Below are 24,155 nucleotides of genomic sequence, written 5' to 3'. Positions count from 1 at the left end.
TCCGACGCTCGAAAACGGGCCCGGACCTGGCGATCCTCGTACCGTTTCACCTTCACGCAATATTTCACGCGTCGAACGGAAACATTCGTTGCCGACACTCTCCCGGTATCGGGGCACACAGCTCCGACGGCTCCGCTCCAGAACTCCGGGAGGTCACGTTGGGGGACGTCGACACGGTCGACACACTCTGCGCCTACTGCGGCGTGGGGTGCGGCCTGACCCTGCAGATCATCACCGACCCGGCGACCGGCCGACGCCGCGCCGCCAAGTCGGTGGGCACGCCCTCCCATCCCACGAACTCCGGCCGCCTGTGCACCAAGGGCAACACGACGGCCGACATGCTCGCCGCCCCCGGCCGGATGGACGCCCCCCACCTGCGGTCCGAACGCGGCGGGCCGATCGCCGAGACCACGATGTCCGCAGCGATCCGGGAGACCGCCGCCCGGCTACGCGCTGTCGTCGACGAGCACGGCCCCGACGCGTTCGCGATGTACGTCTCGGGTCAGATGTCCATCGAGGCGCAGTACCTCGCGAACAAACTGACCAAGGGCTTCATCGGCACCAACCAGATCGAGGCAAACTCACGGCTGTGCATGGCCAGTGCAGGCACCGGGTACAAGCAGTCCCTCGGCGCCGACGGCCCGCCCGGCTCGTACCAGGACTTCGACCACGCCGACGTGTTCTTCGTGACCGGCGCGAACATGGCCGACTGCCACCCGATCCTGTTCCTGCGAATGATGGAACGGGTCAAGTCCGGCGCCCGGCTGATCGTCGTCGACCCACGCCGCAACGCCACCGCCGACAAGGCGGACCTGTTCCTGCAGATCGCCCCCGGCACCGATCTCGCGCTGATGAACGGCCTCCTCCATCTGATCGTGGAGAACGGTCACACCGATCCCGAGTTCATCGCCGAGTTCACCGACGGCTGGGACACCATGCCCGAGTTCCTCGCCGACCACACCCCGCACCGAGTCGCCGAGATCACCGGCATCCCCGAGGACGACATCCGCACGGCCGCCCGCTGGATCGGCGAGGCCGGCGACTGGATGAGCCTGTGGACGATGGGCCTCAACCAGTCCACCCACGGCACCTGGAACACCAACGCGCTGTGCAATCTGCACCTGGCGACGGGCGCGATCTGCCGCACGGGAAGCGGACCCTTCTCCCTCACCGGGCAGCCGAACGCGATGGGCGGCCGCGAGATGGGGTACATGGGCCCGGGTCTTCCCGGTCAGCGAGCCGTTCTCGTCGACGCCGACCGCGAGTTCGTCGAGGACGCGTGGAACATCCCGCGCGGCACCCTGCGTACCGAGGTCGGCGGCGGCACGATCGACATGTTCTCCCGCATGGCCGACGGCGACATCAAGGCCTGCTGGATCGTCTGCACCAATCCGGTTGCCACCGTCGCCAACCGCCGCACGGTCCTCGCCGGGCTGGAGAAGGCGGACCTGGTGATCACCCAGGACGCCTATCTGCACACCGAGACCAACGACTACGCCGACATCCTCCTCCCCGCGGCGCTGTGGACCGAGGCGGACGGCGTGATGGTGAACTCCGAACGCAACCTCACGCTGTTCGCGCAGGCCCTGGACCCGGTCGGCGAGGCGCTGCCGGACTGGCAGATCATCGCGCGGGTCGCCTGCGAGATGGGGTACGCGGACGCGTTCACCTACGGCTCCGCCGAGGAGGTGTTCGAGGAGATCAAGCAGTTCTCGAACCCGCGGACCGGCTACGACCTGCGCGGCATCAGCTACGCGCGGTTGCGCGAGACGCCGATCCAGTGGCCCTGCCCGCCCGACGTCACCACCGACCGGCACCCGATCCGCTACCTCAACGACGGGGTCAGCCAGACGCTGCTGGTCCGCGAGGACGGCACCGTGCCCCGGCTGGCCTTCCCCACCCCGACCGGGCGGGCGGTGTTCCACGCGCGGCCGCACATGCCGCCCGCCGAGATGCCCGACGACGACTACCCGTTCCTGCTCAACACGGGACGGCTCGCCCACCAGTGGCACACGATGACGAAGACCGGCAAGGTCGCCAAGCTGAACAAGCTGAACCCGGGTCCGTTCGTGGAACTGCACCCGGACGACGCCGCTCGCCTCGACGTCCGCACCGGAGACCGGATCGAGGTCGCGTCCCGGCGCGGTCGCGCGGTGCTGCCCGCCGCGGTCAGTGACCGTGTCCGCCCCGGGGATGTCTTCGCCCCCTTCCACTGGAACGACGTCTTCGGTGAGTATCTCGCCATCAACGCCGTCACCAACGACGCCGTCGACCCCGCCTCCCAGCAACCCGAGTTCAAGGCGTGCGCGGTGACCCTCACCAAGGTGGCCTCCGCCGCGAAGTCCGAACCGGACGCCGCCGACTCGCCCGCGACCGACCGACCGTCGACTCAGGAGGTCACCGTGTCCCCGCTCGACACCCTCACCGGCCTCTTCGATGTCGCCGACCATCCGGTCCCGCAGCTCGCACCGACCGAACGCACCTACCTCGCCGGGTTCCTCGCCGCGCTGCGCACCGACGCCGCCGTCGACACTGTGGGTGTGCCGGTCCTGCCGGCCACCGCCCCGTTCGCAGCGGACACCCGCGCCTGGGTGGACGGCACGCTCGCCGGACTGTTCTCACGTGGACCGGGGGCTGCGGGCGGAGTGGCCACCGCCCCCGCGCCGGAACGGGCACCGGTGGTGTTGTTGTGGGCGTCGCAGACAGGAACCGCAGAGGAGTTCGCAGCCGAGTGCGCGACTGCGCTGACCTCGGCCGGGGTGCCGGTCACCGTGCGGGGCATGGACGAGTTCACGGTCGAGGAGCTGGCCGGGACCGCGGAACTGCTGGTCGTCACCAGCACCACGGGGGACGGCGACGCCCCCGACAACGGCAGCACCCTGTGGTCCGCGCTGTCCGCGGCGGACGCGCCGCGACTGGCGGGGACCCGGTTCGCGGTCCTCGCGTTCGGCGACTCCAACTACGACGACTTCTGCGGGCACGGCCGCAAGGTCGACGGCCGGCTCGCGGAACTCGGCGCCGACCGGATCCTCGACCGTGTCGACTGCGAACCCGACTTCGAGGATTCCGCCGCCGGCTGGCTGGCGTCGGTGACCACCGCACTGCAGTCGGCGCCCTTCTCGGATCCCGCGACCGGTCCGTCGACGACGCCGACCCCGCGCACCGCCCCCTCCGGCGCGGGATCGAACGGAAGCGGACCGTCGTACAACAAGAAGTCGCCACTGATCACCTCCCTGAGCCGGAACGTGACGCTGTCCCTGCCCGGGTCGACGAAGGACGTGCGGCAGCTCGGTTTCCACCTGCCCGACGGCACCGTCGGCTACGAGGCGGGCGACGCGCTCGGCGTGTGGCCGCGGAACAGCGATCACGTCGTGGACGCCTGGCTCGACAGCACCGGCCTGGACGGGTCCGCGGCCGTCGACATCGCCGGACACGGCTCGATGTCGCTGCGAACGGCCCTCGAGGAGCGGCTCGAGATCACCCGGGTCACCGGCGACCTGCTGCGGTTCGTGCACGACCGCACCGGCGACGACGAGCTCGAAGCTCTCCTGTCGCCGGAGAACAAGTCCGCGTTCAAGGACTGGTCGTGGGGCAGGCAGTCCCTCGACGTGCTCACGAAGTCGCCGGTTCGGGCCTCCGTGGAGGACTGGCTCGGTGTCCTCAAACCGCTTCAGCCCCGGCTGTATTCGATCTCGTCGAGCCCGAAGGAGAATCCGCGGGAGGTGCAGTTGACGGTCTCCCCCGTGCGCTACAACCTGCTGGGGGTGCCGCGGCGCGGGGTGTGCTCGACGTACCTGGCCGACCATGCCGACGGCGACGACATCGGGGTGTTCGTGCAGAAGTCGAGCCACTTCCGGCCCCCGACCGACTCGGATGCGCCGATGATCATGGTCGGTCCCGGGACCGGCATCGCTCCCTTCCGCGGGTTCCTGCACGAACGCCGATCCCTCGGTCACACCGGCCCGAACTGGCTGTTCTTCGGTGAACAGCACGCGGCCACCGACTTCTACTACCGCCACGAGATCGAGGCGATGCACGCCGACGGTTTCCTCACCGAACTCGACCTTGCGTTCTCCCGCGATCAAGCGGAGAAGGTGTACGTGCAGGACCGGATGCGGGCCCGCGGTGCGGAACTGTGGGCGTGGCTGCAGAACGGCGCCCACTTCTACGTGTGCGGTGACGCGAACCGGATGGCGAAGGACGTCGACGAGACGTTGTGCGGCATCGTCGCGCAGCACGGCAAGCTCGCACCCCGCAGCGCAGAGGCCTATGTGAAGGCCCTCGCGGCGGAGAAGCGGTACGTCCGGGACGTGTACTGACGCACCCGCAACGCTTCAGGGCACCTGTAGATACACGGGCGGGATCGGGTTGTGCGGGCGATGCGGTTCCATCCACATCTCGACGAGACCCGGGCCCGTCCGGACGGTCGCGTACATGACGCGAATCGGTGCCGACGGAATCCAGAGACCCTCAACCGTCCCGCGCTCCACGCCGCCACCACCTGTGTCGAGATTGCGCCAGTGCACACTGACCTCGACCGTGCACGGTGCACCGGTGCCCGAGACCCCGAAGAAGCCGCCGGTGACCTGAACGGAGGCGGAGTCAGGCCCTCTCGGCGTGGTCAGCAATCGGACAGGTCCGGCGCACAGCGGGCCGTCCGCGATGGTGTACAGAGGCCCGGACCACACGTGACGGGGCATCGATTCCGCGGTCGCGGTGGCCGGGAACACCACCGCGAGCAGTCCGCACAGCAGGACTGCACACCATCGGGTTGCTCGGGCTCGTGACGTCATGAGATCGCCTTTCACCGCACACGTGGCACAAGTCATGTCGGTTCCCGCCGAGGCATCGTTACCCGTCGCGACAGTCGACGGGCCGCTTCCGATTCCACCGGCTCCGCGAGCTCTCCGTGGGCACTGCCCTGTCGTCCGGGCGACCCACCCAATATCGTGGGCGCGGACAGTGACGACACGAGAGGGAACGGCGTCACGCCGTCATGGGTGTCCAATCCGAGAGGGTGAAGCGGCGATGATCCAGGAGCGTTTTCGGGCACATGGTCTTCCTCCACGAGCCGAGGGGATCCGATGACCCTCACCGCCGGACGGGGACCGCTGAGCGCGGACCCGGCCGGGTGGTTCTCCGCCGACGTCCCGGAGGGCCTGGTGTTGGTCGAGCCCCATCCGCGACGCATCCTGGCTGTCCGCGACGGAGAGGCCGTCATCGACACGGAGCGGGCGCTGATGGTGCACCGGGCGGGCAGTGCGCTCGCCTACGTGTTCCCCACCGGCGAGACCGGTGACCTGCCCACCGAACCCGAGCCGGAAGCCCCGGGCTACGTGCGGGTGCCCTGGGACGCCGTGGACAGCTGGTACGAGGAGGGCAGGAAGCTCGTTCACTACCCACCGAACCCGTACCACCGAGTCGACTGCCGCCCGACGACCCGCGCCCTCCGAGTCGACGTCGCCGGTGTGACGTTGGTCGACACCGCGGACACCGTCATCCTGTTCGAGACGGCGCTCGATCCGGTGCTCTACGTGTCGCCGACGCACGTTCTCACCGAGTATCTGCGTCCCAGCGACCTGACGACGTACTGCAACTACAAGGGACCGGCCACGTACTGGACGGCGGTCGTCGGCGACACGATCGTCGAGAACGTCGCCTGGAGTTACGAATCGGCGCTACCGGAGAGCAGTGCCATCGGCGGGTTTCTCAGCTTCGATCCGTCGAAGGCCGAGGTCCGCGCCGAGCTTCCCGCACGACCCCGCGAGCCTCGGCCCGGGCGGCCCTAGAGCCTCGCCGTGGACTCGACCGCGGAGTCGGAAGCCCGCAGCGGGCGGACGAGTCCGTCCTGCGCGAACGACGCCAGAAGTGCCCCGTCCTCGGTGTGCACCGTGCCGCGCACGTACGACATTCCCGCGCCGGCCTGGGTGCTCTCGTGCGAGTACAGGATCCACCCGTCCCATCGGACCGGTTCGTGGAAGCTGATCGCGAGGGTCATGGGTGCGGTGGAGACGGTCACGTGTGCCTGACTGGTGCCGATCCCGGCGTGCGCGCGCATCGTCGTCGAGATGCCGAGATGGCCGGTGAAGTGCGCCAGCAGCGCCTTGGCCAGGTCGGCGCGGTCCGGAACCGGGTCGTACCTCAGCCAGGCGTGCAGCTCGGGCGGTCCCACCTCGTCCGGGCTGTTGACGTCCTCGACCTCGACCACGCGGATGTCGCGTCCCCGCAACGGCATCCGGCCGTCGAAGGCACTGTCCGGCGGCACCACGTCCGCACGCGGGCGGTGGTGGGTGATCAGGTCCGCCGTCGGGACGTCGGCGAGCACCGTCACCGTCACGCACCGTTTGCCGTTCTGGCTCGCGGTGACGACGGCGGTCGCGGTGGACCGACCTTCCTGGACGACGTCGACGTCGAACACGACGACGGGGCCGACCGTCACCACCCGCGCGAACACCGCCTGCGCGGACCGGATCGACTTGTCCGGGAACCGCTTGGCGGCGGCGACGATCGCCTGCGCGAGGACCTGGGTGCCCTCGACGACGACACGGCCCTCGTCACCGGCGATTCCGGTGTCCGCCGTGAACCGGTCGGCGTCGGCGGGGGTGACGTCGAACAGGCCGAGGAGGAGTTCCAGCGTCCACGGGGTGTCCACGGCGTTCTGACTCATGTGTCGGATCGTCTCCAGTCCGGGGCGGCGACGGGTGCAGCACGCCCGTCGATGTCCAAGCGACTCAGGTTCGGTTGAACTCGGCGGCGGCCCTGACGAGCGCGACGAACGCGTCGGCATCGAGGGGGTCGCCCTCTGCAAGGTCGATCGCCCTCCTGACCCCGGCGCCGGCGTTGAACAGTGCCGCCGGGTCGGGCAGGGAGGAGCCCTTCGCGAAGGTCACCTTGATCTTGTCCTTGTAGGTCTCGACGGTGCAGATGAGCCCGTCGAGGGAGAACGTCGGGACGCCGTCGGGATTGGACGGCTTGCGCCACTTCACTTCCTCGACGACGTCCGGCTCCGCACGCCGGATCAGTTGCCGCACGTCGTCGACCCTCTCACCCCGCCAGTCCTCCGCCATGCGGTCACGATACGTCCACTCGGCCGTCACGAGGTGGATCCCGGGAACAACGTTGCCGGACTCCACACCCCCGGTGCACGGGCGTCACGCGCGCCCGGTCCGGTGAACCCGTAGGCGGTGCCCGCTCGCCTACAGCCGGTGTTTGGCGAGCTTGCCGGTCTCGGTGCGTGGCAACACGTCGACGAACCGCACCTCCCGCGGGCACATGTAGTGAGCCAGCCGGTCGCGCGCGTACCCGATGACGTCCCGTGCCAGGTCGTCGGACGGAGCGGTGCCCGGAACGAGTTGAACGACGGCCTGCACCGACTGCCCCATCTCGGCGTCGGCAACCCCGATCACCGCCACGTCCCAGATCAGGGGGTGCACCGCGAGGCAGTTCTCGATCTGTTGCGGGTAGATGTTGACGCCACCGGAGATGATCATGAACGTCGCCCGGTCCGTCAGGTAGAGGTAGCGGTCCTCGTCGATGTACCCGACATCGCCGACCGTCGTCCAGGTGGGGTGGGCGGGATGTCGTGCGGCGGCCGTCTTGTCGGGGTCGTTGTGGTACTCGAAGCTCCAGTCGTCGCGCTCGAAGTAGAGCAGCCCCACTTCACCGGGTCCGAGTTCCCGGCCGTCGTCCCCGCAGACGTGGGCGATGCCCTGCACGCCGTCCCGGCCGACGCTTCCCGGCTTCCTGCGCCATTCCGCACTGTCGATCAGGGTCGAGCCGTTGTTCTCGGAGCAGCTGTAGTACTCGAACAGGATGTCGCCCCACCAGTCGAGCATCGCCTGCTTGACCTCCACCGGGCAGGGCGCAGCCGCGTGGACGGCGACTCGCAGCGAGCTCAGGTCGTACCGGTTCCGTTCCGCCTCGGGCAGCTTGAGCATCCGGACGAAGTGGGTGGGCACCCACTGCGAGTGCGTCACGCGGTACTTCTCGATCGCGGCGAGTGCGTCGCCGGCGTCGAAGCGTCCCATCATCACCACGGTCCCACCGAGCGACTGTGTGGCGGCGGAGTACCGCAGTGGCGCCGCGTGGTAGATCGGCGCTGGCGAGAGGTACACGGTGTCCGGGCCGAATCCGTAGTACGTCTCCACGATCGCGGTGAGCGGGTCGCCGGGCGACTCGTGGATCTGCCTGTCCGGCAACGGCGACTTGATGCCCTTCGGCCGCCCGGTGGTGCCCGAGGAGTACACCATGTCCGCGCCGCGCGGCTGGGTCGGGAGGGGCTCGGCGGACACCGAACCGACCGCGTCCGCGTAGGAGTCGTACCCGTCGACCGTGCCACCGAAGGCCAGCCGTAGACACGAGTCGGGAATCCGACCGACGAGGGCCTGTGCGGTTGAGCGCAGCGCGGCGGACGCGACGAGGACGCGGGCACCCGAGTCGGCGACGACGTACGCGAGGTCGTCGCTGGTGCCGTGATGATTGACGACGGTGATGTAGAGGCCGGAACGGATCGCGCCCCAGTACAGCTCGAACACGACGGGATCGTTGTCGGACAGGACCGCGATGTGGTCGCCACGCCGCAGTCCCGCCTCGAACATCCACCGCGCGAAGCGGGCGGAGCGGGCGTCGAGCTCCGCGTAGGTGACGGTCGCGCCCGTCGAGGCCACGACGACCGCGGCCTTGTCCGGGTCGACGACACGTCGGGCGTCGGTGAACACGGCGGTCAGGCTCCCGCGAGGTCGGCCGACAGGTCCGCCACCTCGACGCCCTCGGGGACCCGAACCTCCTCGACCGGTTCGGGCCGGTCGTCGAACTCGAGTTTCAGTGCGCGGCAGATCGTGGCGTGCATGTCGTACATGCACGTGATGTAGGTCAGCTCCATGACCTCACGGTCCGACAGGTGCGCCCGCAGAACCTCGAACACCTCGTCGGCCACTCGGCCGCCGTCGTGGACGAGTCCGTCGGTGTACGCGAGCACAGCCCGCTCGAGCGGCGAGAACAGATCGCTCACCTGCCAGGCCGGGATCGCGGCGATCTTGTCCTCGGCCATGCCGAGGGAGCGCATCTGCTTGCAGTGCTGGGAGAACACGAACTGACTGCCGCGCGCGTAGCCGGCGCGGCCCTGTCCGAGTTCACGCAGCAACGGGTCGAGACTCGCGTTGCGGTACAGCGCGAAGCCGCGCACGGCGTGCCGGAACACGTCGGGCGACTGGGCGAACACGGTCCACCAGTCGCCGGGGGTCGCGTGAATGGTGCCGTGATCGACGGCGGGGTCCTTGTCGGGGCCGAACAGCCGGTCGTAGAAGAAGAGGATCTTCTCGTCGGTGACTTCGGCGCGCGGGATCTCCCGTAGACGGGGCATGGTGAATCCTTCCGGTGGTCGCGGTCAGGAGGCGCTGGGTACGCGACGCTCGGCGGCGGTCCGCGGCTCGTGTGCGACGTCGGCTTCGGTGAACTCGCGGGTCCAGCAGGCGAATTCGAGGAGGATGCCGTCGGGGTCCTGGAAGTAGAACGATCGAACGAACGTGCCGGGATGCACGTCCCGCGACACCCCGGAAGGGCTGTCGTCGTGATTGAGGACGCGACTGACCGCCACCCCCGCTTCCTCGAGTCGCGCCCGGTACTCGTCGAACTTCTCCGGAGGCACGGCGAAGGCGACGTGGTTCATCGAACCGACCGCACTGGCGAGTTCTCCCTCGTCGGGCCGGCCCTTCGGTGCGGCGATCCCGGGTGCGGCGTCCGGCGAGTCCGCGAGCCAGAAGAACGCGACCGTGTTGCCGTTTCCGCAGTCGAAGAAGAAGTGCTGGCCGAGCCCGTCGGGCAGGTCGAGCGTCTTGACCAGCGGCATGCCCAGCGTGCCCGAGTAGAACTCGATCGTGCGCTTCATGTCGGCGCACACCAACGCAAGGTGGTTGATACCGCGGAGCTCGTACTTCGGATTTGTGGCGTTCATTGCGGTCCTTTCGGAGCGATGACGAGGAAGAATGTGGGAACGGCGTGACACGAGAGTGGCCGTGAAAGTGACTTGACAGTCATGTCATCTTCTTGGATAGTTTGTACGTGGCCAAGTCATCTGTCAACACGTCGTCCGCACCCGCTCCGGTCGAGACCCTGACGGCGCGCGGCCGCAAGACCCGCGACGCCCTGCTCGATGCGGCACGCACCGTGTTCGAGACCGTCGGGTTCCCCGACACCCGGGTCGAGCAGATCAGCCAGGAGGCGAACGTCTCGTACGGGACGTTCTACCGCTACTTCGAGTCCAAGGAAGACATCTTCCGGGAGCTGAGCACCCGACTGTTCGAGGACGTACACCAGCGCATCCCGTCCGACGCCGCCCTCTCCCCCGCCGCGAAACTTGTCGCGTCGAACCGGTCCTACTACCAGGCGTACCGACGCAACGCGCGACTGATGGCGATCGTCGAGCAGGTCGCGACCTTCAACGACGAGTTCCGCGAACTCCGGCACAACCATCGGCAGCAGTTGACCGAACGGACGGCACGGGCCATCGCGCGGTGGCAGGAGGACGGCCTGGTGCGAGCCCAGCTCGACCCGGCCCTCGCGGCGCGAGCAATGGCGGCGATGGTCGACCACACGCTCTACCTCTGGATCGTCCAGGGCGACGACGCCGACGAGGACGCGCTGCTCGACACCCTCGACCTGATGTGCCTCGGCGCACTCGGCCTCGAAATCGATTCCGTGTAACACCATCTCAGAAAGAGGCATTCCGTATGGACGACCTCGCCGACAGCTTCTTCGCCGCGGTCTGCGGCGGTGACGTGGACACGCTCACCGAGCTGTACGCACCCGACGCACGCATCTGGCACAACGAGGACGGCAGGGAGCAGACCGTCCAGGAGAACCTCCGGGTACTCCGTTGGCTCGCACGCACACTCGAGGACTTCCGGTACGAGGACGTCCGCAGGCACACGCTGCCCACCGGGTTCGCCCAGCAGCACGTCCTGCGGGCCGTCCTCCCGGGGCACGGCCTCCTCGAGGTACCTGCGGCCCTGTTCGTCCGCGTCACGGGCGGCCGGATCACCCGGATCGACGAGTACGTCGACTCCGCCGCAATTGCACCGCTCCTGGCGACATCGGCCGGCGCGAAACACGACATCGCGACGCCGTTCGCATCCACGACCGAAGGAACAATCGCATGACAGTGAACCAGGCCGAGGGACGGATCGCCGACCTCCGCGACCGGATGCGCGCGTTCGTCGACGGCGAGGTGATCCCCGCCGAGAAGATGCTCGCCGGCAAGGACGACGCGTCCCGGGAGACCCTCGACGCCCTGCGTTCCCGTGCGAAGGAGCTCGGCCTGTGGGCACTCGGGCATCCGGCGGACGTCGGCGGTGGCGGAGTACCGTTCCTCGACTTCGTTTACCTGAACGAGATCATCGGGCGCTCCGAGTTCGGCCAGCTGGCGGTCGGTTCGGTGTCGATGCAGGACGTGATCATGCTGCGCAAGCACGGCACCGAGGAGCAGAAGGCGAGGTGGATTCCGCCGCTCGTCGCGGGCGAGTTCCTGCCGTCCGTCGGACTGACGGAGCCGGACGCCGCCGGGTCCGACCCCACGATGATCGAGGCCACGGCGGAACTCGACGGTGACACGTGGGTCGTCAACGGACACAAGTGGTTCACCACCGGTGTCGCGGACGCGGGATACTGTTCGGTCTTCGCCCGCACCGAGTCGGACGACGTACCGCGGCACTCCCGGATCAGCTCGATCCTCGTGCCCACCGACACCCCCGGCTTCGAGATCGTGCGGTCGATCCCGACGATGGGCCACGACCCGAGCGACCACTACGAGGTTCGGCTCACCGACGTCCGGGTGCCCGCGACCAGCCTGCTCGGTGAGCGAGGCAAGGGATTCGCCATCGCGCAGGACCGGCTCGGACCCGGCCGGATCTTCCACTGCATGCGGTGGCTCGGGCAGGCGCAGCGCGCATTCGAGCTGATGTGCGAGCGCGCCAACACCCGCGTCGCACACGGGTCGCTGCTCGCCGAGAAGGGCGAGATCCAGCGGTACATCGCCGAATCCGCGGCGGAGATCCACGCGCACCGGCTCATGACCCTCGACGCCGCCCGGGTCCTGGACTCCGGCGAGGATGCCCGGGTCCAGATCGGCCTGATCAAGTTCTGGGGTGCGCGCATGGTGCACAACGTCATCGACCGCGCGATCCAGGTGCACGGCGCGCTCGGCCTGACGGGCGACACCCCGCTCGAGGAGATGTATCGCCACGCTCGGTACGCGCGAATCTACGACGGCCCCGACGAGGTGCACCGCATGTCGACCGCCCGCAGGTTGCTTCGCGATCCCCAGGCTGCGCCGTGGCTGTGACCGACACCGTCCGGCCCCTGCACGAGGGCATCCGTGCGATCCTGAGCGAGGCTCTGGGCGAGGACGTCTCGGTCGACGAGCCGGGCCAACTCACCGGCGGAGCCAGCAGGCAGGTGTGGGCAGCGCAGGCGCGCACCTCGGACGGGACGGTGGTGCCGGTGGTGTTGCGCCGCGATCCGCCCGGTCACGGCGACGCGGACCGCATGCGCGCGGAGGCAGCGTGCCTGCGCGCCGCCGCGGCCGTCGGAGTGCCCGTCCCGGCCCTCCTCGCCTCGGCGGACGACGCGCCGGGAATCGACGCCCCGTTCCTGTTGATGGAGCGGGTCGACGGCGAGTCCATTCCCCGGAAGCTGCAACGCGATCCGGAGTTCGCCCAGGTGCGAACGAGACTTGCAGAGAAGATGGGCTTCGTACTCGGGCAGATCCACGGCAGCGCGGTGGACGAGCTGACGATGCTCGACGACCGCGACCCCCTGGACGCTCTCGAGGACATCTACCTCGGCCTGGACGATCCCCGTCCTGCCGTCGAGATCGGGTTGCGCTGGCTCCGTGAGCACCGCCCGGCTCGCCGGACCGCGGCGCTCGTCCACGGCGACTTCCGCCTCGGCAACGTCCTCGTCGACGAGAGCGGAATTCGCGGTGTCCTCGACTGGGAACTCGCACATCTCGGGGATCCGATCGAGGACCTCGGCTGGCTCTGTGTCCGGGCGTGGCGGTTCGGTGCACAGCCCCCGGTGGCGGGGATCGGCACCCGCGAGCACCTGCTCGACGGCTACGAACGCGCGACAGGAGTTCGGCCCAGCGACGCCGAACTCCACTGGTGGGAGACGTTCGGCACCCTGCGCTGGCTGGTACTCAGCCGGTTCCAGGCCAACCGGCATCTCAGCGGCGCGGAGCACTCACTCGAACTCGCCGCGATCGGTCGACGGGTCTGCGAATCCGAGTACGACCTGCTGCTCATCCTCGATCTGCTCGGCGAAGCCGTCCCACCGGCCGAGCCTGCGCCCACGGCCCCGACGGTGCACGACCGCCCCGCCCTCACCGAAATCGTCGCGCTCGTCGCCGAGACCCTGTCCGACGAGGTCGCCCCCGCACTCGACACGGCCCACGCACGCGAGCGGTATCTGCTCCGAATCTGCGTGAACCTGCTCGGGATCGCGGGCCGGGAACTCGACGCAGGTGCGGACGGCCCGGCCGCCGACCTGCTCGGCGCGCTGGACTGCGCGTCGGAAGCCGATCTCGCACAGCGCATTCGAGCAGGAGTTCTGCCCTACACCGACCCGGCGGTCCGCCGTTGCGTCGGCACCGCGGTGCTCACCCGGCTCATGGTGGCCAACCCCCGCCATGCAGTGACGTCGCACTGATCGCACCCCTCGCACACCAGGAGTTCCCATGTCCTTCACCGTGGTCACCACAGGTCTGAAATTCCCCGAAGGCCCCGTAGCGCTCCCGAACGGCGACGTGCTCGTCGTCGAGGTGCTGGGCGGCACTCTGACCCGCATCGCCCCCGACGGCACCACCACGGTGGTCGCCGAGGTGGGTGGCGGACCCAACGGCGCCGCGATCGGACCCGACGGCCGCGCCTACGTCGCCAACTGCGGCGGCATGATCGGCACCGAGGTGTACGGCTACGTCTTCGCCGGCGGCATCCCCGAGGACTACGCGGGCGGCAGCATCCAGGCCGTCGACCTGGACACCGGCGAGATCGAGACGCTGTACACCGAGTGTGACGGCCGCCAGCTGCGAGGCCCGAACGACATCGTGTTCGACGCCCACGGCGGCTTCTACTTCACCGACCACGGCAAGAGCGACAGCACCGCGAGCGATCGAGGACGGCTGTACTACGCCACTGCCGACGGCCGGTCGATCCGGCTGGTCGCCGAGGACATGAACGGCCCCAACGGCATCGGGCTCTCTCCCGACGGATCACGCCTCTACGTCAGCGAGACATACACCGCCCGTGTCTGGTGGTGGACCGTCACCGCCCCGGGTGAGATCACGGGTGGTCGGACGCTCGCCGGTTCCGGCGGCGGCAACTTCCTGTACGGATCGCCCGACTTCCGGTACTTCGACTCACTCGGCGTCGAGGAGAACGGCAACATCTGCGTCGCATCGCTCGCCACCCCGGGGATCTGCGTGATCAGCCCGGACGGGGAACTCGTCGAGTTCGTCGCCATCGACACCGACGGCGACCCCGGCATCACGAACATCTGCTGGGGCGGGGAGGGCATGCGCACTGCCTACGTCACGGCGTCGAGCACCGGCAAGGTCCTGCGTTTCGACTGGCCGCGCGCCGGCCTCGGGCTCCCACACCAGACGGCCACCGCCTGATCGTCCACACACGAAGGGCCCGTCCGCCAGATGCGGACGGGCCCCTTGTTTCGTCGTTGCCAGCCGAATGCCAGGCCCACCCAACGCTCCGGCCAGGTTCGGAAAGCACAGTGTGACTGCGCAACAGCGCAACACGTTTCGACCGAAAAGGTGATCACTGTGGATCTGAGCTACCTGTCCGAACTCTTCGGCGCCTTCTCCGACGCCTTCAGCGCACTGGACTTCTTCAGCGGCTCGCTCGGCGGCTGACACGAACGTGGGCGCCCTCGGCCGAAGCCGGGGGCGCCCATGTTCGGCGGTCGACCCGTCAGGGGGTGGTGACGAGGTCCCGCGAGTCAGGCCGGGAGGACACCACGGAGCGGACGTCCCTGCGCCGTCCGGGGATCCGGGCCACCAGCGGGCCGAGAACCCACCGGAAGACACTGATCAGCCCGTACGGGAGCACGAAGATGAACAGGATCAGGGTGGCGCCGTAAGTGATGCCGGCCGCCGACTGGTTGATGTCCGCGGTCCACTGCGGGACGTACACCACGAAGAACGCGCCGAACACGACTCCGGGGACGGTGGCCAGGCCACCGACCACGATCATCGTGATGAACGCGATCGCCAGGGGCAGACCGAACGCCTCCGGACCCACGTACTGGACCACGAAGCTGTAGAGAACGCCGCCGACTCCGGCGAGCGCCGCACTGAGTGCGAACACGGTCGTCTTCGTCCGCGTCGCGGGGACGCCGAGGGTGGTGGCGACCGCTTCGTAGTCACGGATCCCGATCAGCGAACGTCCGACTCGGCCGATCGAGAGGCGCCGCACCACGACGTAGGCGACGAGCGCCACGACCAGGCACAGGTAGTACACCCACTGGTCGCGTGCGAGTCCGGTGAACTCGGGTGCCTCCGCACCGAAGATGTTGATTCCCGCGTGCCCGCCCGTCACACCGGAGAACCGCTTGATCACGGCAGGGGTCACCAGCGCGAGTCCCAGTGTGGCGAGCGCCAACTGGAGACCGTGCAACCGCAGCGCCGGCAACCCGAAGAGGTAGCCGATGACGTAGCAGACCGCGAAGACCAGCGGGATGAGCAGAAGGTAGGGCACCCCGTGGTTCTCGATCAGCACCGCGCTCAGGTAGGCGCCCACCGCGAAGAAGAAGCCGTGGCCGAGCGAGATCTGCCCGGTGTTGCCGGTCAACAGATTCAGTCCGAGCCCGACGACGACGTACACCAGCACCATGGAGCGGTCGAAGTTCACGTACGGCGCGGACACCAACGGCGCCACCGCCGCGAGGACGATCACCAGGACGACAGCGGCCCGCGAGAGCCACACCGGCGCGTCGAGTTCCGCGCGCGGTCTGCGCAGCGCATCGAGGATTCTCATACCCTGGCCACCTTCCTGGTGCCGTACAGGCCTTCCGGCTTGAGCAGCAGCACCCCGAGGATCAGGGCCAGTGCGACGGCCTGCTTGAAGTCGTGGCCGATCCACGAGACGTAGGTGCCGGCGAGGTTCTCCGCGACGCCGACGCACAGTCCCCCGATGATCGCGCCGACGGGGCTGTCGAGTCCGCCGAGGACGGCAGCGGCGAACGAGTAGATCAGCGATGCGGTGAGCATGTTCGGCTGGAGGAACAGTTGGGGCGCCGCCAGGGATGCCGCGAGTGCGCCAATTGCTGCGGCGAGCCCCCACCCGATCATGAGCATCCGGCCCACCGGAACGCCGATCAGTTGCGCGGAGTCCGGATTGCCCGCGGCGGCACGCATCGCCAATCCGACCTGCGTCCGCTGGAAGAGGACGAACAGGAATCCGGCGACGAGAACGACGGCACCGACGATGACCAAGGCCTGTCGGGACATCGCCACCGGCCCGAGGGTGACCACGGGCCCCGACACGATCGTCGGGAACTCCTTGCTCTGCACGCCCCAGATCCACCCCGCCGCGCTGTTGAGCACGAGCATCAGGCCGAGGGTGATGATGACCAGCGGCATGTGGTTGGTGGAGGACGCGAGCGGACGGATGAGTACCCGTTCGGTCGCGGCGCCGAACAGGAATGCCACCGCCATCGCACCGAGTATCGCGAGATACAGCGGGGCTCCCCACTGATGGAACTGCCACGCGCAGAACGCCGCGATCATCGCCATCTCACCCTGGGCGAAGTTCACGATCCCGGACGCCCGGTAGACGAGGACGATGCTCATCGCGAATGCGGCATACAGCGCACCCCACGTCAGCCCGTCCACCACTTGTTGAAGAAAGACCTGCATGAAGAACTCCTGTGCTCAGTAGCCGAGGTAGGCGCGCCGCACCGACTCGTCGTGGGCGAGTCCCTCGGCGGGGCGCTGGGAGACGACCCGTCCGGCGTCGACGAGGACCGCCGACGACCCGATCTCGAGGGCCAGGTGCGCGTTCTGCTCGACGACGAGAATCGTTGTGCCCGTGTCCTCGTTGATCCGACCGAGAGCGCGGAACACCTCCTGGGTGATGCGGGGTGCGAGGCCGAGCGACGGCTCGTCCAGCAGTAGCAGTCGCGGCCGCGCGACGAGCGCTCGGGCGATCGCAAGCATCTGCTGTTCGCCACCGCTGAGCCCGGCCGCGAGCTGGCGGCGCCGTTCCCGCAATCGCGGGAAGAACTCGTACCACTGGTCGATCGCCTGTTCCGTGGCCGTGGACGACGTCGTGTAGCCGCCGATCCGCAGGTTCTCCTCGACGGTGAGGTCACCGAACGTGCCCCGCCCCTGGGGGACGTGCGCGATGCCCAGGCGGGCGATCCTGTCCGTCCGCATGCCCGCGATGTCGCGGCCGTCGAACACGATCCGGCCGCTGGTCCGCACCATCGAGCAGATGGACCGGAGGATGGTCGTCTTGCCTGCGCCGTTCGCGCCGAGGACGACCGTCACCTCCCCCTGCGGCACCACGAAGTCGATGCCGTGCAGCACTTCCGCGCTGCCATAGCGGGCGTGGAGTCCTTCCACGCCGAGCAGGTTCGCACTCATGCCGCACCTCCCAGGTACGCCTCGACGACCTCGGGGTGAGCGGCGACCTCGGACGGTTCGCCCTCGGTCACCTTCTGCCCGAAGTTCAGCACCACCACGCGGTCGGAGATCGACATGACCATGGCCATGTGATGCTCGACCAGTAGCACGGAGAAGCCGCGTTCGTCGCGGAGCGCCCGCACGGTCTCCGCGAGTTCGAGCACCTCCTCGTGGATGAGTCCGTTGGCCGGCTCGTCGAGCATCAGCAGCTTCGGACGCTGCATGAGCGCGCGGGCCAACTCGACCCGCTTCAGCGTGCCGTACGGCAGGTTGCCCGCAGGTTCGCGACCGACGTGCGCGAGGTTCATCGAGTCGAGCAGCGCCCAGGCCTCGGCGCGTTCGCGCCGCTCCTCGGTCCGGCTCGAGGGCAACCCGAGCGCCGTTCGGACGAATCCCGCACGAGTCCGCGAGTACGCGCCGGTAAGGACGTTGTCCACCACCGTCATCGTCGGGAACAGCCCGATGTTCTGGAACGTCCGGGCGATGCCGACGTCCGCGACACCGTCCGCGGTCAGAGACAGGAGATCGGTGTCGCCGAACGTGATCCGACCGGAATCCGGCTGGTACAGACGACTGATGCAGTTGAACAGAGTCGTCTTGCCCGCGCCGTTCGGCCCGATCAGCCCGACGATGTGGCCGGGCTCGATGGAGAACGACGGCCCGTCCAGGGCGACGACACCACCGAACCGGAGGCGGATCTCGTCCACGTGGAGGGCGGGCACGCCGGTGACCGACGCGCCCGGCACCGCTCGGTCCGACGCGCTCGGCACCGTGTCGTCCGACGCGCTCGGCACGGTGGTCATCCCTGCGCGCTGCGGGTGACCACAGCGTCGTACTGCCAGCTGCCTCCGCGGAACGTCATCGGTGCCATGGAGGTGATCACGTACGGGTAGTCGGGGGTGGTGTCGAAGGAGATTCCGTCGATCGCCAGGTCCGTGGTCACGTCCGTCATGTTCTTCACCGCGTCGAGGAAATCGGCCCGGGTGCAGCCCTTGGTGTTCTCGAGTGCGGCCACCAAGAGCTGGGCAGTGTTGTATCCGGTCGCAGCGATGGTGTCGGTGGACTTGATCTTGGCGGAGTTGCGGTCCGCGAAGGCCCGCCACTTCTGGACGCCGGGCTTGTCGTCGTGGTTCGGGCTGCTGACGTCGTAGATCCAGTAGAAGGAATGAATTCCCTCCGCCGCACCCGGGCCGGCCGGCGTCAGAACGAAGTTGGTGTCGGTCGCGCCCGAGTAGATGAAGGTGTCCGGCTTCCAGCTCAGCTCGGTCGCCTTCTTGAGGGACTGCGTGACGAAGCTGGCGGTCGCGAAGTTCGCGAACACGTCCGCACCGGAGTTCGCGAGGTTGACCATCTGCGAGTCGACGGACGGTGTCGTCTGCTCGTAGGTCTGCTCGGCGACGATCTGGACTCCGCTGCCCTCCAGCGCGGACTTCAGCGCCTCACGGCTGCCGTTGCCCATCGCGTCGTTCGGGTAGAGCACCGCCACCTTCCCGGCGGGGTGGTCGCGGAGAATCCACCGTGCGACCTCCGAGGCCTCCCAATCGGTTTGCGGGGTGACAGCTCCGGCGACGACGGGCCAGTCGTCGACCTTGTCCAGCAGTTCGTTGCTGCCGGTCATCGGGAAGACGAGCGGCACCTTCCGCTCGTTGAGGTAGTCGGCGACCGCGAGGGTGGAGGCGGTGCCGATGAGGTTCTGGATCGCGAAAACCTGGTCCTGCTCGACGAGCGTGCGGACGTTGCCGACCGTTCGTGCCGGGTCGTAGCCGTCGTCCATCGCGGTGTACGAGATCTTGCGGGACTTGCCGTCGCCCATGGCGACTCCGCCTGCCGCGTTGATCTCGTCGAAGAGCGCCGTGGCGGCCGTGGCCTGCGGACCGGCGACCGACTGCATCAGGCTCGTACCGAACTTGATCTCGGTGTCGGTGATGCCGGGATCGCAGTCACCGGCGGCCGCGGTGGTCTCGCGGCTGGAACAGGCGGTCAGGGCTGCGGTGGCACACAGGGCGGTCAGGCCCACGGCGATGGTGCGTTTCATGGTTGCTCCGTAACTCGGGGGGTGAGGGTGGTGGAACACGAGGGCGCGACCGATCGCCGCACGTCGAGACGTGCGGTGGAGGGGGGCGGTCGCAGTGTGGGGTTGTTCAGGCAGGTGTCGGCGAGAACCGATCGCGCAGGTCGCGCTTGAGGATCTTGCCGGTGACGTTCTTGGGCAGGGTGTCGACGAATTCGACGCGTCGCGGCACCTGGAAGCCGCCGAGCTGCTCACGACAGGTGGCGACGATGTCCTCTGCGGTCGCGGTGGCGCCGTCACGGAGAACGACCACCGCGCAGACGATTTCGCCCCAGGTGTCGTCCTTCACGCCGATCGCGGCGGCCTCGGCGACGCCGGGATGGCGGTACAGGGCCTGCTCGACGGACAGCGATGCGACGTTCTCGCCGCCGCTGATGATGAGGTCCTTCTTCCGGTCGACGATGTAGACGAAGCCCTCGTCGTCCTGCTTCACCAGGTCACCGGTGTGGAACCAGCCGTCGGTGAACGCCGCCGCAGTGGCCTCGGGATCGCGCCAGTACCCCGCCATCACCTGGTCGCAGCGGACGATCATCTCACCGATCTCCCCGACCGGGACGTCGACGAGTTCATCGTCGACGACACGAATGTTCGCGAGCCGCATCGGCTTTCCTGCTGCAGCGAGCAGTCCGGTCTCCCCGTTCGCCGCCCTGCGATGCGCCTCCTGGTCGAAATGGAGGACGTTGCCCGCCAGTTCGGTCATGCCCATGCCCTGGTAGAAGTCGCAACCGAGTCGTTCGAGGCCCTCCCGGAGCACCGGCGCAGGGATGGCCGAGGAACCGTATCCGATCGCCTCGAGGGTGCCGAGGTCGTGGTCGTCGAGGGCGGGATCCTGCAGCAGGAAGTTGATCATCGTGGGTGCCAGACCGGTCTGGGTGACCTTCCACTCCTCCACCAGACGGAGGAAGGTCGCGTTGTCGTAGGCGCGGAGGATGCCGACCGTGCTGCCCATCAGATGGTTGAGCAGCGTCACGTATCCGCCCACGTGGCAGAGCGGGAAGCAGAACAGGAACACAGTGCCCTCGGGCAGCGCCCACTGCAGCGCCGACGACGTGATGCCACTGACGAGGTTCCGGTGGCTGAGCATCACGCCCTTGGGCATGCCGGTGGTCCCACTCGTGTAGACCATCCAGGCGATGTCGTCCTCGGTCGGGAGCACCGACGGCACCTCGGCGGATGCGCCACCGACGAACGTGCCCCACGAGGTCGAGTCGTCGGACCCGCCGATCACGACGATCGTGCGCACGTCCGGGATCCGGTCCCGGATTCCGGAGACCAGCTCGGCGAACTCCTGCTCGACGACGAGAACCGTTGCGCCGGAGTGCTCGACGAGTGCGACGATCTGCTCCGCGTGCAAGCGGTAGTTGAGGATCGTCAAGGCCATTCCGGCCATCGGCACGCCGTAGTAGCAGTCGAAGTACTCGGTGCGATTCGTCGACAGGATCGCGACCCGGTCTCCGGGCGCCGCGACCTCGAGCAGGGCGTTCGCAAGCCGGCGGCTGCGGTCACGCAGTTCGCGGTAGCTGACCGCCTCGTCCTCGAACCGCAGCGCGATGCGATCGGGATGCTTGCGCGCGCCGTACTCGACGATGTCGCTGACCAGCATGTCGAACTCTCCTTGAAATCAATGGTGGTGGAGCCGGAGGGCCAGGGCGCTCACCGGATCGCGAGCGGATGGAAGCCGCAGGACAACACACGACGCCGATCCCCCACCTCGTCGACGAGCTCGCGCATACGGAGAGGAACTGCCATGGGTGCCTCCTCCTCGCGGGTGCGATTGTGACGTGACAGTCATGTCAACTTCTGCGACGATTGTGATCGACAGCACTGTCCGTGTCAATACCGGGCCGGCCCACATCAACCGGAGTGGCCTTCGACACGACCCCGATCCGATCTCCAACTCGGGAGAACCAGGTCAACACCACTGCACCGCAGCCGTATTCGAAGACACGAATGCCCCCGGGTGAGTTACCCGAGGGCATTCGAACCACGAGATCGGTCCCCCGTCAGGGGGCACGCGTGACCGGGCGGACGAGCGTCGCTACGCCTCGATCGGGTCGTACCAGTCCGCGTTCGTGAGCAGCACCCGCGTGCCCAGGTCGCGGTTCCATTCCGGCTCGATGCCGTGCCGCCGCAGCACGGGGAAGACAACGTCGTCGAGCAGTCGCAGCACGTCGGTCCGGTAGAGGTCTTCCTTGACCGATTCGCTGAGGTCGTCGTAGGCGTCCTCGTCGAAGTCCGCGGGCGGGAACGCGCCGTAGCCGATGTACGTCTCGCCGCTCTCCACGAGGCGGTCGGTGTCCTGCTGGTGGAAGTAGGTGTATCCCTGCCAGTGGCGGGTGTCGTCGCGCTCGCCCCAGATCTCGCCGGACGCGCAGGTTCCGCAGCAGGAGAAGTTGGCGCGGGCGACCACTCCGTGGGAATTCAGCTCGTCGAACGCGGCGATCGTGCGGGACGTGTACGCGCCGATCTCCTTCTGCTGGCGGAGCCGCGCCGTGCGCAGTGCGCCGAATGCCGCGGCGAGCTGCTCCTCGGTCAGGTCGTAGTCCTCGCCGTAGATGTCGAGGAAGTCCTCGACGTCGTCGCGGCCGGTGATCAGGTGTTCCCAGATCTGCTGGGTCAGCTCGGCACGGGCACCCTCGTCGAGCGGAAGCTCGGGCAGCGTTGCATAGGACGGGATCTCATTCGGATTGTTCGACACCGCACTCACAACGCCACCTCCGGATTCGAGCGAAATCGGGCCAACTGCCCGGCGGCGACGATGGTAGCCATGAATGCCGACAGACTTCCGTCGCAGCGCTCCCGAGAGGTCAACCGCGCAGGAGCGGCACGACAAGACTCCCCCGCACGACGCCGTCCATCAGCTCCGGAAGCCCCGATGCAACCACCGTCGCCTCCTCGAAGTCGGGCTCGGCGCCGTGGAGGACGGCGCCGCTCGTCCGGCTGATCGCGAGGAACTCGTAGTCGCCGGACACACCGACGAGAATCGGCAGGCACTCCGCCCAGAACGCCTCGACACGCACGCGGTCGGCGACGGTGTCCGCCGCGCCGAGTCCGATCGCGCGGAACTCGTCCCACGCGAAGGCACTGTCGGTGCGACCCGCGTAGTCGAGGGCGGACAGGAACCATCGAGAGTCGTCGCCGCTGGCGAGCGCCCCGAACCTCCGGAGAAATTCGATGTGGGCGGCGGGAATCGCGGCATCGGTCACCGCCGCGAGCGCGGACGAGACGGCGGGTTCGTGTGGCGGCTCGAACGTCCAGCCCGCCGAGACGAGGTGGTCGATGAAGGCGTCGGCGGTACGCACCGTGGTCGTCGCGTTCAGCTCTTCGTCAGGTCCTCGGCCAACATCACGATGATCCCGCTCGGGCCGCGGACGTACGTGAGCTTGTAGACGTCCTGGTAGTTGGCCACGCCGCGAAGCGGGTGGCAGCCGTGCCGCGCGGCGACGGCCAGGGCCTCGTCGATGTCGTCGACGGAGAACGCGACGCGGTGCATGCCGATCTCGTTGGGAAGGGTCGGACTGGTCGCGATCGCCTCGGGGTGGATGTACTCGAAAAGTTCGAGGCGGCCGTGGCCGTCCGGCGTCTGGAGCATCGCGATGTTGGCGTGGTTGCCGTCGAGGCCGACGGCGGTGTCCGTCCACTCGCCGCTGACCGTGTCGCGGCCGAGGACGGTGAGGCCGAGGTCGGTGAAGAAGGCGATCGCCGCGTCGAGGTTCTCCACGGCGATGCCGACGTTCTCGAGTTTGATTGCCATGTGGCCCACGCTAGCGGGCAGGCCGCCCCTGCGCCCGCTCGTGCATCGACTTCTCCGCGCGTGATCGGCCCCGTTGTCGGGGTGGCCGCCTAGCCTTGCCTCATGGCCGACCCGAACGCCGAACACCTGCACCCCGTGTCCCTCGACGAGTGGCAGGCCTGGCTGCGCGAGAACCACGACAGCTCAGCCGGAATCTGGCTTGTGTTCTGGCGCAAGGAGTCCGGCAACACGCCACTCGACTACGACCAGGCCGTGCGGGAGGCGTTGTGCTGGGGCTGGGTGGACGGGCACACCCGGACCATCGACGAGCACCGTCGAGGCATGTGGTTCACGCGGCGTGGCCGCAACAGTGCGTGGGCCGCCTCGAACAAGGCTCGTGTCGCGGATCTTCTTTCCGAGGGGCGGATGCAACCGGCCGGTCAGGCCGTCATCGACGACGCCAAGCAGCGCGGCCTGTGGACGCTGCTCGACGACGCCGAGGCGCTCGTCGAGTCGCCCGAACTCGCCGCGGCCCTCGATGCCGATCCGCAGGCCCGTGCGCACTGGGACGCGTGGCCGCCGAGCGTCCGCAAGTTCGCCCTCAGCCAGATCGCGTTCGCGAAGCAGCCGGCGACCAAGACTCGGCGGATCGCAGGCATCGT

At 68.3% G+C, this 24,155-nt stretch carries 23 protein-coding genes; 8 read left to right on the top strand and 15 right to left on the bottom strand.

Going from position 1 to position 24,155, the window contains the following annotated elements:
* Positions 1-158: 158 nt before the first annotated feature.
* Entirely contained in the window at positions 159-4,319 is a 4,161-nt protein-coding gene (locus ACFSJG_RS04485) for a molybdopterin-dependent oxidoreductase (RefSeq protein ID WP_378484007.1), read from the top strand.
* 15 nt (positions 4,320-4,334) lie between these two features.
* On the opposite strand, the gene ACFSJG_RS04480 is transcribed toward ACFSJG_RS04485, so the two are convergent.
* Positions 4,335-4,793 carry a hypothetical protein gene (locus ACFSJG_RS04480; RefSeq protein ID WP_378484006.1) on the bottom strand — a complete coding sequence of 153 codons (459 nt, stop codon included), beginning with the start codon at positions 4,791-4,793 and terminating at the stop codon, positions 4,335-4,337.
* Positions 4,794-5,084: 291 nt separating this feature from the next.
* Between ACFSJG_RS04480 and ACFSJG_RS04475 the strand changes: the two genes are divergently transcribed.
* Positions 5,085-5,789: a DUF427 domain-containing protein gene (locus ACFSJG_RS04475; RefSeq protein ID WP_378484005.1), complete on the top strand. Its 705-nt coding sequence runs from the start codon at positions 5,085-5,087 to the stop codon at positions 5,787-5,789.
* Here the strand turns inward: ACFSJG_RS04475 and ACFSJG_RS04470 are convergent.
* The 5 genes from ACFSJG_RS04470 to ACFSJG_RS04450 all read right to left on the bottom strand — a co-directional run bounded on the left by ACFSJG_RS04470 (position 5,786) and on the right by ACFSJG_RS04450 (position 9,952).
* On the bottom strand, positions 5,786-6,667 hold the full coding sequence (locus ACFSJG_RS04470; RefSeq protein ID WP_378484004.1) for an acyl-CoA thioesterase: 882 nt from the start codon (positions 6,665-6,667) through the stop codon (positions 5,786-5,788). The genes ACFSJG_RS04475 and ACFSJG_RS04470 overlap by 4 nt on opposite strands.
* A gap of 64 nt (positions 6,668-6,731) precedes the next feature.
* Positions 6,732-7,067, bottom strand: a complete 336-nt coding sequence (locus ACFSJG_RS04465; protein WP_378484003.1) for a DUF1801 domain-containing protein — start codon at positions 7,065-7,067, stop codon at positions 6,732-6,734.
* A gap of 129 nt (positions 7,068-7,196) precedes the next feature.
* Positions 7,197-8,717, bottom strand: a complete 1,521-nt coding sequence (locus ACFSJG_RS04460; protein WP_378484002.1) for an acyl-CoA synthetase — start codon at positions 8,715-8,717, stop codon at positions 7,197-7,199.
* 5 nt (positions 8,718-8,722) lie between these two features.
* Positions 8,723-9,361, bottom strand: coding sequence for a carboxymuconolactone decarboxylase family protein (locus tag ACFSJG_RS04455; protein ID WP_378484001.1), 639 nt, complete (start codon positions 9,359-9,361; stop codon positions 8,723-8,725).
* A 24-nt stretch (positions 9,362-9,385) separates the two neighbouring features.
* A complete protein-coding gene (locus ACFSJG_RS04450; RefSeq protein ID WP_378484000.1) occupies positions 9,386-9,952 on the bottom strand; it encodes a VOC family protein in 567 nt (188 codons plus the stop codon).
* A gap of 107 nt (positions 9,953-10,059) precedes the next feature.
* On the opposite strand from ACFSJG_RS04450, the gene ACFSJG_RS04445 reads away from it, so the two are divergent.
* Genes ACFSJG_RS04445 through ACFSJG_RS04425 form a run of 5 tightly spaced genes read left to right on the top strand, consistent with a single transcriptional unit; the run spans position 10,060 to position 14,668 of the window.
* Complete coding sequence (locus ACFSJG_RS04445; RefSeq protein WP_378483999.1) at positions 10,060-10,701, top strand: TetR/AcrR family transcriptional regulator; 642 nt, start codon at positions 10,060-10,062, stop codon at positions 10,699-10,701.
* A 26-nt stretch (positions 10,702-10,727) separates the two neighbouring features.
* The gene (locus ACFSJG_RS04440) at positions 10,728-11,156 is read left to right on the top strand and encodes a nuclear transport factor 2 family protein (protein WP_378483998.1); all 429 of its coding nucleotides are present in this window, start codon (positions 10,728-10,730) and stop codon (positions 11,154-11,156) included.
* Positions 11,153-12,337: an acyl-CoA dehydrogenase family protein gene (locus tag ACFSJG_RS04435; RefSeq protein ID WP_378483997.1), complete on the top strand. Its 1,185-nt coding sequence runs from the start codon at positions 11,153-11,155 to the stop codon at positions 12,335-12,337. The genes ACFSJG_RS04440 and ACFSJG_RS04435 overlap by 4 nt, the downstream gene beginning before the upstream one ends.
* Positions 12,328-13,701: a phosphotransferase family protein gene (locus ACFSJG_RS04430; RefSeq protein ID WP_378483996.1), complete on the top strand. Its 1,374-nt coding sequence runs from the start codon at positions 12,328-12,330 to the stop codon at positions 13,699-13,701. The genes ACFSJG_RS04435 and ACFSJG_RS04430 overlap by 10 nt, the downstream gene beginning before the upstream one ends.
* Positions 13,702-13,729: 28 nt before the next feature.
* A complete protein-coding gene (locus tag ACFSJG_RS04425; RefSeq protein ID WP_378483995.1) occupies positions 13,730-14,668 on the top strand; it encodes an SMP-30/gluconolactonase/LRE family protein in 939 nt (312 codons plus the stop codon).
* A gap of 307 nt (positions 14,669-14,975) precedes the next feature.
* Here ACFSJG_RS04425 and ACFSJG_RS04420 read toward each other — a convergent pair whose 3' ends face one another.
* The 9 genes from ACFSJG_RS04420 to ACFSJG_RS04380 form a co-directional block, all read right to left on the bottom strand.
* Complete coding sequence (locus tag ACFSJG_RS04420) at positions 14,976-16,040, bottom strand: branched-chain amino acid ABC transporter permease (RefSeq protein WP_378483994.1); 1,065 nt, start codon at positions 16,038-16,040, stop codon at positions 14,976-14,978.
* Entirely contained in the window at positions 16,037-16,921 is an 885-nt protein-coding gene (locus ACFSJG_RS04415; RefSeq protein ID WP_378483993.1) for a branched-chain amino acid ABC transporter permease, read from the bottom strand. Before ACFSJG_RS04415 ends, ACFSJG_RS04420 begins: the two co-directional genes overlap by 4 nt.
* A 15-nt stretch (positions 16,922-16,936) precedes the next feature.
* Positions 16,937-17,650: an ABC transporter ATP-binding protein gene (locus ACFSJG_RS04410; protein ID WP_378483992.1), complete on the bottom strand. Its 714-nt coding sequence runs from the start codon at positions 17,648-17,650 to the stop codon at positions 16,937-16,939.
* Positions 17,647-18,492 (bottom strand): ABC transporter ATP-binding protein, encoded by an 846-nt coding sequence (locus tag ACFSJG_RS04405; RefSeq protein WP_378483991.1) that lies wholly within the window; start codon positions 18,490-18,492, stop codon positions 17,647-17,649. Before ACFSJG_RS04405 ends, ACFSJG_RS04410 begins: the two co-directional genes overlap by 4 nt.
* The gene (locus ACFSJG_RS04400) at positions 18,489-19,724 is read right to left on the bottom strand and encodes an ABC transporter substrate-binding protein (RefSeq protein WP_378483990.1); all 1,236 of its coding nucleotides are present in this window, start codon (positions 19,722-19,724) and stop codon (positions 18,489-18,491) included. The genes ACFSJG_RS04405 and ACFSJG_RS04400 overlap by 4 nt, the downstream gene beginning before the upstream one ends.
* A gap of 106 nt (positions 19,725-19,830) precedes the next feature.
* A complete protein-coding gene (locus tag ACFSJG_RS04395) occupies positions 19,831-21,363 on the bottom strand; it encodes a long-chain-fatty-acid--CoA ligase (RefSeq protein WP_378483989.1) in 1,533 nt (510 codons plus the stop codon).
* A gap of 435 nt (positions 21,364-21,798) precedes the next feature.
* Positions 21,799-22,467 carry a DUF6891 domain-containing protein gene (locus tag ACFSJG_RS04390; RefSeq protein ID WP_378483988.1) on the bottom strand — a complete coding sequence of 223 codons (669 nt, stop codon included), beginning with the start codon at positions 22,465-22,467 and terminating at the stop codon, positions 21,799-21,801.
* A gap of 100 nt (positions 22,468-22,567) precedes the next feature.
* The gene (locus tag ACFSJG_RS04385; RefSeq protein WP_378483987.1) at positions 22,568-23,062 is read right to left on the bottom strand and encodes a hypothetical protein; all 495 of its coding nucleotides are present in this window, start codon (positions 23,060-23,062) and stop codon (positions 22,568-22,570) included.
* A gap of 14 nt (positions 23,063-23,076) precedes the next feature.
* Complete coding sequence (locus tag ACFSJG_RS04380) at positions 23,077-23,514, bottom strand: VOC family protein (RefSeq protein ID WP_378483986.1); 438 nt, start codon at positions 23,512-23,514, stop codon at positions 23,077-23,079.
* Between the two features lie 102 nt (positions 23,515-23,616).
* Here ACFSJG_RS04380 and ACFSJG_RS04375 point away from each other — a divergent pair.
* Positions 23,617-24,155: YdeI/OmpD-associated family protein (locus ACFSJG_RS04375; RefSeq protein WP_378483985.1), on the top strand; the 539-nt coding region annotated here is incomplete at its 3' end.

Source organism: Rhodococcus gannanensis, assembly GCF_042681175.1.
Classification (GTDB): Bacteria; Actinomycetota; Actinomycetes; order Mycobacteriales; family Mycobacteriaceae; genus Rhodococcus_G; species Rhodococcus_G gannanensis.
Note: the sequence above shows the minus strand (reverse complement) of the source record. Positions and strands in the feature narration are given on the sequence as shown.